General features: G+C 60.6%; 11 protein-coding genes. 8 read left to right on the top strand and 3 right to left on the bottom strand.

Going from position 1 to position 14,337, the window contains the following annotated elements; genetic code table 11:
* Positions 1-266: 266 nt before the first annotated feature.
* A complete protein-coding gene (locus tag FHS83_RS18570; protein ID WP_167084899.1) occupies positions 267-668 on the top strand; it encodes a hypothetical protein in 402 nt (133 codons plus the stop codon).
* A gap of 1,317 nt (positions 669-1,985) precedes the next feature.
* A complete protein-coding gene (locus FHS83_RS18575) occupies positions 1,986-2,288 on the top strand; it encodes a hypothetical protein (RefSeq protein WP_167084901.1) in 303 nt (100 codons plus the stop codon).
* Positions 2,289-2,353: 65 nt separating this feature from the next.
* Here FHS83_RS18575 and FHS83_RS19945 read toward each other — a convergent pair whose 3' ends face one another.
* Positions 2,354-2,761, bottom strand: coding sequence for a GFA family protein (locus tag FHS83_RS19945; RefSeq protein ID WP_167084903.1), 408 nt, complete (start codon positions 2,759-2,761; stop codon positions 2,354-2,356).
* 1,064 nt (positions 2,762-3,825) lie between these two features.
* Here FHS83_RS19945 and FHS83_RS19860 point away from each other — a divergent pair.
* The 5 genes from FHS83_RS19860 (at position 3,826) to gyrB (ending at position 10,976) form a co-directional block, all read left to right on the top strand.
* Positions 3,826-4,830 (top strand): CPBP family glutamic-type intramembrane protease, encoded by a 1,005-nt coding sequence (locus FHS83_RS19860; RefSeq protein WP_167084905.1) that lies wholly within the window; start codon positions 3,826-3,828, stop codon positions 4,828-4,830.
* Between the two features lie 600 nt (positions 4,831-5,430).
* Entirely contained in the window at positions 5,431-6,552 is a 1,122-nt protein-coding gene (gene dnaN, locus FHS83_RS18590) for a DNA polymerase III subunit beta (protein WP_167084907.1), read from the top strand.
* A gap of 172 nt (positions 6,553-6,724) precedes the next feature.
* The gene (gene recF / locus FHS83_RS18595; protein ID WP_167084909.1) at positions 6,725-7,906 is read left to right on the top strand and encodes a DNA replication/repair protein RecF; all 1,182 of its coding nucleotides are present in this window, start codon (positions 6,725-6,727) and stop codon (positions 7,904-7,906) included.
* A gap of 2 nt (positions 7,907-7,908) precedes the next feature.
* Entirely contained in the window at positions 7,909-8,517 is a 609-nt protein-coding gene (locus FHS83_RS18600; protein ID WP_167084911.1) for a LysE family translocator, read from the top strand.
* A complete protein-coding gene (gyrB, locus tag FHS83_RS18605; protein ID WP_167084913.1) occupies positions 8,517-10,976 on the top strand; it encodes a DNA topoisomerase (ATP-hydrolyzing) subunit B in 2,460 nt (819 codons plus the stop codon). Before FHS83_RS18600 ends, gyrB begins: the two co-directional genes overlap by 1 nt.
* A 101-nt stretch (positions 10,977-11,077) precedes the next feature.
* Here gyrB and FHS83_RS18610 read toward each other — a convergent pair whose 3' ends face one another.
* Positions 11,078-11,713, bottom strand: coding sequence for an NYN domain-containing protein (locus FHS83_RS18610; protein WP_167084915.1), 636 nt, complete (start codon positions 11,711-11,713; stop codon positions 11,078-11,080).
* A gap of 574 nt (positions 11,714-12,287) precedes the next feature.
* On the opposite strand from FHS83_RS18610, the gene FHS83_RS18615 reads away from it, so the two are divergent.
* Positions 12,288-13,244, top strand: coding sequence for an alpha/beta fold hydrolase (locus tag FHS83_RS18615; RefSeq protein WP_167084917.1), 957 nt, complete (start codon positions 12,288-12,290; stop codon positions 13,242-13,244).
* Here the strand turns inward: FHS83_RS18615 and FHS83_RS18620 are convergent, their stop codons facing one another.
* Positions 13,245-14,165 (bottom strand): LysR substrate-binding domain-containing protein, encoded by a 921-nt coding sequence (locus FHS83_RS18620; RefSeq protein ID WP_167084919.1) that lies wholly within the window; start codon positions 14,163-14,165, stop codon positions 13,245-13,247.
* Positions 14,166-14,337: the final 172 nt, after the last annotated feature.

The raw sequence follows: 14,337 nt of genomic DNA on the forward strand, positions 1-14,337 counted from the left end.
CACTAAATCTTGGGGAGTACGGGTCTTTCCCCGGTTTAGCCAAGTAAAGGTGAATACTGCGAAGTAAAAGACGAAACAGTATTTGACCCCAACGGACCCAAGACCCGGGGTTGGTCATTAGACGGATCAAGTCATCCGTAAGCTGATAAACCTTCGGGCGAACCGCCCGCTCTTCGAGATCCGGAGAGCGGGCGTTTCTTTTACGGCCAAGCCCCCCCCTTCCCGCGCCCCACGCCCCGGCTTAAGCTTGGGCAAAGAGGCGCGCCATGCCCAACACCCTGCTGCACAAGGCCCAAGCGCTGCACCGCGCCGGAAATATCGCTGCGGCGCTTGAGGCCTATCGCGACGCGGCCCTCAGCGGCGATGCGGCCTGCCGGGCCCACTGCCTGCGCCACATCGGCGATCTTGCCCTAACGCTTGGCCTTGCCGCCGAGGCCGAGGCGGCGCTCAGCGAGGCCGAAACTCTTTACCGCAACACCGTGCCCAATAGCCTTGCTTTGGCCAATACACTGCGCCTGCGCGCCCTTCTGACCGGCGCCCCCGCGCAGTGGCGCGCGGCCAAAGCGGCCTATCACAGCGCCGCCGCGCAAACGGGTTTGGATTTGCGCGCCGCGTTCGACGAATGCGACGCCCATCTGGCGCCGGACGGGCAAGCCTCGAAAGACTAGCGCCGGGACGCCGGGGGAAGCCGAACGGACTGGCTGTAACCGGACAGATTATGTCCACACACGCACCGCCCCAGACCGATAATTGTTATGCCGCGCAGAGGGAGGGGGGAGTATCCTGCCCGTTCCTTTCACCTCCCCCTCGCTTGCCACGCCAAAGCCGAAGGCGACGGCGGGCGGGGAGGTCGGAAAACGCAGAGCGTTTTCCGGGTGGGGGGCTCCCCTTGAAAACCCCAAAACGCAAAACGCGAATTTAAATCCCGATTTTTCCGCGTAACCCTCTGGCGAGCAGCAACAATCGCCTTGCTACCAGCCTGCACCAGGCCGCCCAGAGCTGCGCGGACCATCACACCACCACACCCTGTCAAACAGCCCGGCGCGCGAAGCGCCAACTCCTAGAGATGGGAACCCAGCCCTCGCCCCACAAGCGGTGGCGGCGAGATGTAATGGCGCGGACAGAAAACGATCAGGCGGCGATGAGGCGCTTCAACTCGGTCTCGAAATCAAGACAGAGCTGCACGGCTTCCTCTTCCGGCAGCCAACGCGACATCTGGGTTCAACGTCCGATTTGCGGCGCAGCCCAGCCATTCTGGTTAGGGCCGTGATGCGCCAACACACGACATTCGACTGCAACGGCTAGGCGCGCCAGTCCACTGGCATTCCGTCGATGCTCGATCCGAAGAAGCGCTCTGCATATGCGACGACGGCTTCAGTCGGTGAAGCGAAGTTTTGAACCCCTATTACCTCAGATCTCATTACGCCGGATTCGGCTTTCCATGTAATTGAGCATGATCCGTCGGGGTTAGCCTCGATCAAGCCTCCGTCATAAGGGGCATCTCGGCCCCATTTGGGCGGAAACGTGCCTCGCTCTATTAGAACTGAAAGAATAGCCGAGCGAAGCAAACTTCCCGGCACCGGGTCGGCGCCAAAGGCTGCCCGCTCCGGCATGCTCAGGTGAAACGTGGACACTAACTTGCGTGCAAGTTCTTTGAGGTCGGAATTGTCAGTCACACGCCACGCCCTTTGCAGTCCATCGCGTCAATTTCAGTCATTATGAAAGAAGTTTACCCCCGATGCGGCGCGGCGTGAACTTCCGCTATTGGCGCATTCTGGGCGACTGGCCTACGTCCAAAGTTACACCGATTCCAGACTCTGCCCTGAAGGCTATCTTGCGCCAAAACCCACCATTTGGTCATTGCAAAACCGGAACCAGTTGAGGCCGTTATGCGCGGGCGTTAGTCTTCCATTCTGGAACGGGGAGCAAATATGGGGCAGAGGAACGAAGATGATCGAGCGCAAGCGTACAAGCTTGGGCTTTGGATGTTCACCCTGATCGGTGCCTTGATGATCGTTGTTACTGCTATTCCGGCGTACATCATGTTCGGGATGGCAATTGGCCCATCTATCTCTGCGCATCAGTTTTTTCCGCAGAATTGGTTCCAGATTCCAGCGTGGCTGCTCGAGATAGGAGGCATAACGATGCCGTTTGTGTTGCCTGCCGTGATTTTTGCTGCGTGGTCGTTCTACACGGAGCGAAAATACATGGCGCAGCGATGTACAATGGGAATCGGACTGCTGTGGCTAGCTCCGGGTGCTTTCGTCCTATTCGCTTTCATGAAGTGAATGAGCACGTCGCCTGTCGCTATGTCCGGATCTGGCGCAATCCGGGCGGCGCTTGGAGGGGATGACTATCTTGGGAGGTCGTCGAACTTCGGAGTATCTACCAATAGATCTTCCCAGGCTGCTCGACTGGAGAAGCAGATGTGTGCATTCGGGGAAATAACAATCTCGTCATCCAGGCTTCCCGCAGGCACTACGAGCAAAGTGCCCTCCATCTGCACACTCGGCAAAGCCGATCCGCATTCAGAACAGAAACTCTTCGCATGCCGCGTTGCAGGGATTTGATAGTGCCTGATTTTGTCTTGACCCGAGTGCCACACTACGGTCGCCGTTGATGAAAACAGGTTCGACGCATGCACGGACCCTGTATCCTTTCGACAGCGGCGGCAGTGGCAAAGGAAAAAGCTTTCGAAGTTTCCCCGGATTTCAAACCGAACTGCACCGCATTGACAGGAACCGGATGTCACGACCGTCATCTCTATGGACTCGCTTGGTTGGGTTTTGAATGGCGCGCGGGCCGGTTGCGGAACATGGGAATACGATAAAACCTCACCGCCCAAAAGGCGAACCCGGAAGGACCGCTTTTGGCGCAAGGTCGCCGTCAGGGCAAAGTCTGGAAACGGTGTAACTTCGGATCTAGGCGGGTTGCCCGGATTGCGCCAAATTTGGCCATGGCTCGCGACAGGTCTGCAATGAGTTTGTATGCTCTGTTCGCTGGTTGGTGGGGGTAAAGTGGATGGGGAACATTTGCTGGCGCAGGCTTGCCGTGCTCGCGATATGCATCGGCATGATGTCGGGTCCAAGCATGGCTTCGGATTGCGATCCGGATTCTTGGATGGCTCCCCCTCCTTTACCCGAAAATGGCCAGGAGGTTACCCCTTTACCGGCTTACCACGAATTCCAGATTCCGATCCAAAATGAGGGGCGTGCACTTGCACTTCTGTCTGCGCAATCAATAGTTTCCTTGGACAGAGAGACGCTCAGCCAACTGCTTCCGGATACGAAGTTCCCAGACGCGGGAGGAGTTCAGCCGTATCTAGTACGCGCGGTGGCGCTAGATGAGCCGCTGGGGAGTGTCCACGCGGGATTACTCGGTCAGGCACTCTTGATGGAATACAACGGTCCCATTGTTCGTGCGCGGTCCATTCATCGGGCCTTTGTGCTCTTCCTACGGGTGCCGCCCACCAAGGTGTACGTGATGATCAGACTATACGGATAACCACTGGATAGCCGTTTAGTACTGCCTGCAATGTCCGCAGGTGGCGCAACCTGGACTGATGCCACGGGCTTGAAACGACTGGAACGGAGGCAAAGCGGACCTCTGGAGCCGTGTCAAAGCGCCATCTCCTAGAGAGGGGTATCCAGCCCCTGCCCCACAGCGGCAACATGTTGTAATGGCGCGGACAGGAAATGATCCGGCGGCGTTTCAACTCGGTCTCAAAATCAAGGCGGTGCTGCGCGGCTTCGTCTCACGATGCGCCAAAGCTGAATATCGCTCACCCATGCTATTTACTTGAATGGAATTTTCTTGGGGGTGGGAGTGCACGCAAATTGGAAAGGAAATTTTGTCCGTCGCGATGGATTTCTTGAGGCGCCAGCGGCGGACCGCTCGCTTTTGCGCCTCATCCTATTCGTAGCGTTGTTCGTGGTGCTCGCGACCGCTGCCGGCTGGATTGCCATCCGCGCAGGCGCTCTGTTGGGAGCATTGTTGGATGCGCAGTTCACCGCGCCAAAAGGGCAGCTCGATTTCAAGCTCCTCTACGAGTCGCGACTGCACGGCTGGATGGTTTGGGGATCGGATTTGGGAGTGGTTGCCGATAACCTTCCAACATTTGCGTGGTATTTTGCCATCTCTGCTGTCTTTGCGCTCCTGCTCAGACGCCTTTACCGGCGCCCCCTCAAGACATGGATCACAGCATCGGCATCATTCCGCTGGCGGCTATTCTGGGCGGGGCTGATACTCTTTGGCGTGGTCTATTCGGCGGGACTTGCTTTGCAAGGAACACTAGCCCCCGCGGGGTATAAGCCTGCTTTAGGATGGCTCCGGGGCGAGCCTTGGAACGTCGCCATCTTTCTGGTCGCGATGTTTTTCATGGTGTCGTTTATGGCGGCGGCGGAAGAATTCCTCTTCCGGGGCTGGCTACTCAAGGAGCTGACCGCATTCGTTCCGAACTATTACTTTGTCTTTCTCGTAAGTAGTGCGGCGTTTGCCTTGGCTCACCGTCAATTCGAGTTCTATCGGATGGCGCAACTTTTCTTGGGCGGTATAGCCCTTGCCTGGGCCGCGGCGCGCCTGGAGGGGCTCGAGTTTGGCATCGGGCTGCACACCGCATGGAACATGTCGTTTGCACTCGTCGGGCAGGACCGGTCGGTTAAAATCGATTGGCATCCAGGTGAGCGATTTCTGCCAAAGATGATGGGTTCACCGCTATCTGCAGCCGAGTGGGCCGTGCTCATCGCGCTTTCATTAGCCGCGCTGGCCTTGGTCGAACTCGTGTTTCGTTGGCGCTTATTGCGCAGCTTACTTCGGTTGGATGCACAATAACTGCAGGCTGGCTGATTGCTGCTGAAGTGCTCAAAGCACGCAAGAGTGATCGAGACAGTAATAACACCTCAGCCTGCCCCCCTTCGTCTGGCATCGCTCGCGCGTCGCCAGACACTTCCCCCGCAAGCGGGGGCAGAAAAGAGGGGCGATGTGGGCGTTGAGGATTGAGGATCATCTCGAGCGCTTCCCCCTCACCCGGTCCGCCTAAGACTTAGCTGCGCTAAGCCTAAGGCGAACCTCCCTCTCCCCCGTTGGGGCGAGGGGAAATTCCGACGAGGCTGCGCGCCCGGCCTATCTTCGTCCCACATACTTAAACCTACTCTTCGCCCCCTAACCCCCTGTGGCCGCTGGATTCTTCGGGGGGCGGGTGCTATGGTACCGCACTTGAGTCTGGTTTTACCGATCTCAACAGAATCAAGGCCTTAACGGCGTCCTGGGGGCGGCTTGTGAAGGCGAATCGATAGTCCAATGCGAGGCGCCGAGGGGGGACCGTGTGACGCGGCCCATCGCCGTCCCGCCAATTCGCCCTAGAGGGGCCCTCGCGATCACCGCTTTAGCGGCCAGCGAGCCCAGGCGGGCCATAAGGGTGTGATACGGGCCATGAAGATCAACGTCGAACGCGGCGCCTTCCTCAAAGCACTGAGCCACGTCCAGAGCGTCGTCGAACGGCGCAATACCATTCCAATTCTCTCCAACGTCATGCTGGACGCCGCCAAGGGCCAGGTGAAGCTGACCGCGACCGATCTGGATATCGAGATCGTGGAGGCCCTGCCCGCCGATGTGCTGCGCAACGGCGCCGCCACCGCGCCCGCCCATATGCTGTATGACATCGTGCGCAAGCTCCCCGATGGCGCCATGGTGCAGGTCGAGCTGACGCCCGGCGATGCGGCGCGGCTGCAGGTCTCTGCCGGATCGGTGCGCTTCGAACTCGCCTGCCTGCCGAAGGAAGACTTCCCGCAGATGGCCGCGGGCGCCCTGCCCCACCGCTTCCGTCTGGCGGCGAATGATCTGAAGCGCATCATCGACAAGACCCGCTTCGCCATCTCCACCGAGGAGACGCGCTTCTATCTCAACGGTATTTACCTGCACGCCTTCAAGGACGGCAAAACCGCTGCCCTGCGCGCCGTGGCGACGGACGGGCATCGCCTCGCCCGCTATGAGCTGGAGCTGCCCGATGGCGCGGGCGATATCCCCGGCGTGATCGTGCCGCGCAAAACCGTGGCCGAGCTCCGCCGCCTTCTGGACGATAGCGATGGCGCCATCGAAATCGCGCTCTCGGACACCAAGGTGCAGTTCGCTTTCGGCGGCATCGATCTGACCTCCAAACTGATCGACGGCACCTTCCCCGATTATCAGCGCGTCATCCCGGCGGGCAACGACAAGGCCCTCAGCCTGGAAGCCAAGGAATTCGGCTTGGCGGTCGATCGCGTTTCCACCATCTCGGCGGATAAGACCCGCGCGGTGAAGCTGATGCTGGGCAAGGATATGGTGACGCTCTCGGTGGTGAACCCTGAAAGCGGCACGGCGACGGAAGAAGTCGGCGCCAATTACGCGGCGACGCCGATCGAGATCGGTTTCAACGCCAAATACCTCCTCGATGTGATGGGCCAGATGGAAGGCAAGCAAGTGCGCTTCCTGCTGTCGGATGCGGGCTCGCCCACCGTGATCGAAGACACCGACGATAACCGCACGCTGTACGTGCTCATGCCGATGCGGGTTTGAGGAAATACCCTGTCATCCCGGACGCGCCCGAGACGATGCGAAATTCTGGCACGCGGGCGCGATCCGGGACCCACTCGGAAATCTGACAGGTGCGCAAGTGGGTCCCGGCTCTGCGTCCTTCTTCGCGCGGCGCGCTTTGAAGGACTTGGCCGGGATGACAGTTAGGACGTGAATGGAAACTGAGCGTCAACCCGACGAAAGCGCGAAGGCCACCGCCCGGCTCGCCGTCACGCGGCTGCAGCTCACCAATTTCCGCTCTTATGCGAGTGCCGCGCTGAATGTCAGCGGCCGTCCCGTGGTGCTGGCGGGGCCCAATGGCGCGGGCAAAACCAATGTGCTGGATGCGCTCTCCCTGCTCTCCCCTGGGCGCGGGCTGCGTGGCGCCAAACTCTCCGACCATGTGCGGCGCGGGCCTTCTGCGCCGTCTGAAGCCTTGTGGGCGGTGGCGGCCAGCGTGACGCGCACGGGCGAAAGCTATGATATCGGCACCGGGCTGGCGGTGGGCCCTGGCGGCGGCGAAAAACGCATCGTGCGCCTGAACGGCGTGACCCAGACCAGCGCGGACCTCGGCGATGTCGTGCAGATGACCTGGCTGACGCCCGCCATGGACCGGCTTTTCACCGAAGCCGCATCCGGGCGGCGGCGCTTCATCGACCGGCTGGTGCTGGGCTTCGATCCCGCCCATGGGCGACGGGCGCTGCGCTATGAGACCGCCATGCGCGAACGGGCGCGCCTGCTCAAATACGGCCCGCGCGATCCGATGTGGCTGGACAGTCTGGAAGCGCAACTTGCCGAGAGCGGCACAGCGATGATGGCGGCGCGGGCCGAAACCGTGACGCGTCTGAACAGGATGCTGGCCGAGCGCGGCGAGAAAGGTGCCTTCCCTTGTGCGGAACTCGCCATGACCGGCGATGCCGATACCCTCTTCCTCGAATATGGCGCCGAAACCGAAGCCCGGCTGAAAGAGGCTTTCGCGCGCGCCCGCGTGATCGATGCAGAAGCGGGACAAACGACCTTCGGGCCGCATCGCTCTGACCTCGCCGTGCGCCATACCGTCAAGCGCGCCGACGCCAAGGAATGTTCCACCGGGGAACAGAAAGCGCTGCTGGTCTCGATCATCCTGGCCGATGCCTGGGAGCTGTCGCGGGCCCGTGATGGCCATGCCCCTTTGCTGCTCTTGGATGAGATCGCGGCGCATCTGGATGAGCGCCGCAGAGCCGCCCTTTTCGACGAAATCGTGGCCTTGGGCGCGCAAGCCTGGATGACCGGAACCGACCTTTCCCTGTTCGAACATCTGATCGGCCGGGCCGATATTTTCGCCGTTGACAATGGCCGTTTCGAGCTTAGGGAATAGCTATGCTTTCGGCCCATTCCTACCTCATCTACTGCACGCTTTACGCGATCTGCATTGCCGTGCCCGGGCCGGGCGTGGTGGCGATTGTGGCACGTGCGCTGGGCTCTGGATTCCGCTCCTCCATCGCGGCGGTTTTGGGCACGCTGGTGGGCGATTTGGTGTGGATGACGCTGTCTGCCTATGGCCTCGCGGCCGTCGCCACAGCAATGGGTGGATATTTCCTCCTCGTGAAATATGCGGGCGCGCTTTATCTCTGCTTTATGGGCTATAAGTACTGGCGCGCCGAGGTGAGCGAGATGCCGGAGCTGGTGCCCGCCTCGTCGCGGCAGAGTTTCTTTTCGCAGCTTTCGGTGACACTCGGTAATCCCAAGGCCATGGCCTTCTTTCTCGCCATCCTTCCCACGGTGGTGGATTTGAAAAAACTTTCGATCTTCGGCTATGGCCAGCTCGTGCTCGCCACCGCCGTTTTGATCCCCTCTATCATGCTCGCCTATGCCGCGCTGGCGGCGCAGGTGCGCATGTTCCTGACGAGCCGAAAGGCACGCAAAACTATTAATCGAACCGCAGCGGTCGTCATGTTCGGCGCCGGTGCAGGAGTTGCGGTAAGCTGATGAGCGAAGCGGAAAAACAGAACGACGCCGAGCGGCAGTTGGATGCCGATAAGGCCAGCGGCAATGCCGAGTATGGCGCAGACAGCATCAAGGTCCTCAAAGGCCTCGACGCGGTGCGCAAGCGCCCGGGCATGTATATCGGCGACACCGATGACGGTTCGGGCCTGCACCACATGGTCTATGAAGTCGTCGATAACGGTATCGACGAAGTGCTGGCGGGCTATGCCGACCGCGTGGATGTGATCCTGAATGCGGATGGCTCCTGCACGGTGCGCGACAATGGCCGCGGCATCCCCACCGCGATCCATCCCGAAGAAGGCGTCTCGGCGGCCGAGGTCATCATGACCCAGCTGCATGCGGGCGGTAAGTTCGAGAACAACGCCTATAAGGTTTCCGGCGGTCTGCACGGCGTCGGCGTGTCGGTGGTGAACGCGCTGTCGGAATGGCTGGATTTGCGCATCTGGCGCGACGACAAGGAACACTACATGCAGTTCCGCCATGGCGATGCCGTGGCCCCGCTGGCCGTTGTCGGCGATGCACCGGGCCGTCGCGGCACGGAAGTCACCTTCCTGCCCTCCTCCGCCACCTTCACCAAGACCGAATTCGATTTCGCCACGCTGGAACATCGCTTGCGCGAACTCGCCTTCCTCAACTCCGGCGTGGTGATCCATTTCACCGACAAGCGCGGCGTGGAGCCGAAGGAAATCAAGCTGCATTACGAAGGCGGGCTCGAGCAGTTCGTGAAGTTCCTCGATCGCGCCAAGAATTCGCTGATCTCTGCCCCGATCTGCACCAGCGGCGAGCGCGAAGGCATCAGCGTGGAAGTGGCCCTCACCTGGAACGACAGCTATCACGAAACGATGCTGTGCTTCACCAATAACATCCCGCAGCGCGATGGCGGCACGCATCTGGCCGGTTTCCGCGCCGCGCTGACCCGCGTGGTGACCAAATACGCCGACGAGATGGCATCGAAGAAAGACAAGGTGGCGTTGACCGGCGATGATTGCCGCGAAGGCCTCACCTGCGTGCTGTCGGTGAAGGTGCCGGACCCGAAATTCTCCTCGCAGACCAAAGACAAGCTCGTCTCCTCCGAAGTGCGCCCGGTGGTGGAAAGCATTGTGCTGGAAAAGCTCGGCCAATGGCTGGAAGAGCATCCAGCCGAAGCCAAGAACATCGTCGGCAAGGTGGTGGAAGCCGCCGCCGCGCGCGAAGCCGCCCGCAAGGCGCGCGAACTGACCCGCCGCAAAAGCGCGCTCGATGGCGCCTCCCTCCCCGGCAAGCTCGCCGATTGCCAGGAACGCGATCCCACCAAATGCGAACTCTTCATCGTCGAGGGTGAAAGCGCTGGCGGCTCTGCCAAACAGGGCCGCAACCGTTCCAATCAGGCGGTGCTGCCTTTGCGCGGCAAGATCTTGAATGTGGAGCGCGTGCGCTTCGACAAGATGCTGTCGAGCCAGGAAATCGCAACCCTGATCACGGTGCTCGGCACCGGCATCGGACGCGAGGAATTCAACCCCGACAAGCTGCGCTATCACAAGATCATCATCATGACCGATGCTGACGTGGACGGCGCGCATATCCGTACCCTGCTTCTGACCTTCTTCTATCGCCAGATGCCGCAGCTGATCGAACGCGGCCATATCTATATCGCCCAGCCGCCGCTCTATAAGGCGACGCGCGGCAAATCCGAGCGCTATCTGAAGGACGAGCGCGCGCTGGAAGATTATCTGATTGGCGAAGGCACCGCGAACGCCTCGCTCACCCTGCATGACGGCCAAGTGCTTACCGGTGCCGATCTGATCGCGATTGTCGACAAGGCGCGCTCCACCGTGAACACGCTGACCAGCTTCCCGCAACATTATCCGCGCTTCATGCTGGAACAGGCCGCGATCGCGGGCGCCATGGACCCCGATGCTATGGTCAACCCCGAACAGGCCGCGGCCCTTGCCGCGACCATCGCGGCCCGCCTCGACACGCTGTCGGAAGAGACCGAACGCGGCTGGCATGGCGAGACCACATCCGATGGCGGGCTCAAATTCTGGCGCGAAGTGCGTGGCGTGCGCGAGGCCATCGCGCTTGATGGCGGGCTGATCGGCTCGACCGATGCGCGCAAACTGCACCGCATGACGGAAGACCTGAAGACCATCTATCAAGAAGCCGCCGCCCTGACGCGCAAGGACGAAACCAAGGAAGTGCGTTCGGCGAGCGAACTTTTGAGCGCGGTCTATGAATGGGGCCGCAAGGGCCTTGCCCTGCAGCGCTACAAAGGCCTTGGCGAGATGAATGCCGAGCAGCTTTATGAGACGACGCTGGACGAAAACGCCCGCACCCTGCTGCGCGTGAAGGTCGAACATGCCGACAACGCCGACGATCTTTTCACCAAGCTTATGGGCGAAGTGGTGGAACCCCGCCGCGAGTTCATCCAGGACAACGCACTGAGTGCGAGCTTGGATGTGTGAGAGCGGGTGATATTGAAACGACGAAAAGCCGGGGCATACGCTCCGGCTTTTTTGTTGTGTTTAGAGCCCTTGGTGACGCGGCTAGGGGGTTTCCCTTAAGTTCAGCCTTCTCGCGACCGCAATGGCGCAACTATACGGTCTGAAATAGTAGTAGTTGAGCCATAAACACTGTACGTCCCACCCCGAACAAATGTGAGCGAAGAATAATAAGGGTTTAGCGTCCTCACGATGAGGTGCCCATCACCTTCCGATGCCATACGCGCAAATAAACCGTTTAGCTGCTCAGACCAGGAATACACCTCAACATCCCAACCCCGGCGCAGAGCGCGTCTAATTTGATTTGGAAAACTCGCATCTCGGTTATTTTCGCGACCATCGCCAGATGCGATTATGAGTGTTTGTGGCGCTTCGTAATCAAGGAGAGCATTTGCTATCCGAAAATGGAGCATCTCATCCACGGCCTGTTCAACAAGACGACCGTCGTCGGCCTCCACCCTCTTAAGAAGGTCTGTACTGTAATGCTGACGCCGAGCATATTCCCATAACTCATCATTGCCGGGCGGAACGGACCCGCCAAGGACTCGAGTTTCGACCTTGCGCCCCGCCTCTAAGAGGCTGAACAGATTTCGATAGTAAACCCTGATTGCGCACCATGGGATGCCTGGCTCAATTGTGGCTGCGGCGCGCTGCGCACCACCAAAAATATTACTGTTGTCGATAAAAACGTGAACAGCCATTCTCCCCTCCCCATTCCAGTAGGAATGCAGATTACCACATTTCGCAGAATAACCCCGAGCAGGATACACGCGAACGAAGCCCTCCCCCGTAGTTCCCCCTCGCCCCTTGTGGGAGAGGGCGCAAAATCTTGCGCTTAGCGGCGCACAAGATTGGCAGTGCGGCACGCCTCGCCGCTAAGCGTTAGATTTTGCGGGTGAGGGGTAATGTGCGCGAGGCCCCTCACCTGAAAAATCATCGGAGTTAGCGGCGCGCCATTCTTGCCCGCTTCACCAGCTTTGCGGCGCGCCACTAACCCCGTGATTTTTCTTCCTCTCCCACGTTGGGGAGAGGGATGAAATGCACAGATCTCGTTTCAAATAATGCTTGTCATCCCGGACGCGCCCAAACAGGTTTTGCCGTTTGGCATGAGGGCGTGATCCGGGATCTACTTGGAAGTTTGCACAGGCGTTGAAGTGGTTCCCGGATCGCGCCGCCGTGCCAGACGACGCGATCGCCGAGGCGCGTCCGGGATGACAGCGTTTGGATCGGAGAGGGATTCGTACGCCTCGACGCGCGGCCCCACTCCCCGCTAGAATGGCGCGTCACTTTACCGATGGCTTTGCCTTGCGCCGTAAATTCTCGCCCTTTCTTCTGATCGCCCTCCTTATCAGCGCCGTGGCCGGTGCTGTGGCGGTGTATCTGTTCCGCAAGACAGGGCGGCGCCGCAAAGACGAGAGCCTGATCGCGGAGACCTCGCTGGGGAAGGTGGAATATGCCGTGGCGGGCAAAGGCGCGCCGGTGCTGGTGCTGCATGGCGCGGGCGGCGGCTATGACCAAGCCCTGCACATGACCGCGGCGCTGGCGGAAAAAGGCTTCAAGCTGATCGCGCCGTCGCGCTTTGGCTATCTCTCCTCGCCCGCCCCCAAAGGCGCAACGCCGGGGATGCAAGCCGAAGCTTATGCGCGCCTCCTCGATCATCTCGGCATCAAGCAGGTGGCCGTGGTGGCGATCTCGGCGGGCGCGTGGTCGGGCTTACATTTCGCGCTGCGCTATCCTGAGCGTTGCCGCGCCCTGGTGCTGATGGTGCCCGCGACCGGATTGCCGCAAAGCGTGCGCCTCTATGGCTGGCTGATGGCGCAGACCATCTTCCGCTCCAATCTTCTCGGCGGGCTGGCACTGCGGATCGCGATGCTGTTCCCCCGCCTGGGCGCGGCGCTGATCGGCACGCCCACAGGCGCCCTGCCGCGCGAAGAAAAGCAGCGCATCCGTCAAATCCTGCGCGACGGGCTGCCGGTGCGCGAGCATCGCAAAGGCATGGTGCTGGATTTGACCACCGCCCATCCGCATGTCGGCTTTCCGATGCGCGGCATCACCGCGCCGGTCTTGACCATCAGCGCGGCCAATGACGGCTTCAAGACCGATACCCGCGCCAAGGAAATCGCCCGCACGGTGGCCAAAGGCCAAGCGCTGATCTTCCCCGATGGCGGACATCTTCTCGCCGGCCGCCATGAGGATGCGGTGCGCGAAGTGGCGGCGTTTTTGAAGGGGTAGCTATTCCCCTTCTTCCCCCTTCACCGCATTGGCGGGGGCGGCGCGCCAGAGGCGATCCAGCAGGGCTTTCACTTGCGGGGCCTGTTCGCCACGGCGCGAAATCACGAGAAGATCGGAAAATTCGGTAACGTCTTTGAGCGGGCGATAGACCACCGAACTTGTCTGCAGCGAACGCGCGCTTGAGGGCAAGAGCGCCATGCCCAAACCGCCGCCGACAAGGCCCATCCAGGAGGTCATTTCCGTCACCGCGATGGAGCGGCGCGGCAGAAAGCCATGGCGGGCGAAAATCTGCGCGATGGTGTGGGTGAGACCAGAGCCCGGCGGGTCTTCCGGCAAGAGCAGCGTCTCATCTTTCAGATCATCAAGCCCGATCATCTGACGATCGGCCAAAGCATGGCGCGCGGGCACCGCGATGAGGATCGGCCAGCGCGAGAAAAGCTTCACATCATAACCATCCGGGATGCCGGGTGCGGGGCCGCGCGCCACCGCGAGATCCTGATCCTCTTCCTGCATCGCCTCGATCTGCTCCGAGGTGGTGCGCAGAAGCAAATCCACCACCACATCAGGATGGGAGCGGCGGAAGGCGGCCAGCGCGGCAAGGAACTGCTCCTCGGCCAAAGCCGAAGACACATAGCCGATGCGCACCCGGCCGGTTTCGCCGCGCGCGGCGCGTTTGGCGGCGTGGCCCGCCATCTCGGCATGCTGGAGGGCGAGCTTCGCCTCGGTCAGGAAGGCGAGCCCCGCCGCCGTCAGGGTGATGCGACGGTTGGCGCGCTGGAAAAGCCGGGCGCCAACACGTTCTTCTATGGTTCGGATCATCTGGCTCAAGGCCGGTTGGGCGATGCCCAAACGCTCCGCCGCCCGCGCGACATGCAATTCCTCGGCGGTGACGACGAAATAGCGGAAGTGCCGGAAGTCCATAAAACCACATTCATAATAGAAATCTTATCAATTTTGCGCCTTTCATTGAATTGATTCAATGCGGCCAAAAGACGAGATTGTCCGGGCTGTACATGGTCCCATTTTTCTCTCCCCGGGACTTGTTGCGCAGACCGCGAGGCTTCCGCCCGGTCTGCCTGCTCCCAACTTGGCG

This window comes from Rhizomicrobium palustre, assembly GCF_011761565.1.
GTDB lineage: Bacteria > Pseudomonadota > Alphaproteobacteria > Micropepsales > Micropepsaceae > Rhizomicrobium > Rhizomicrobium palustre.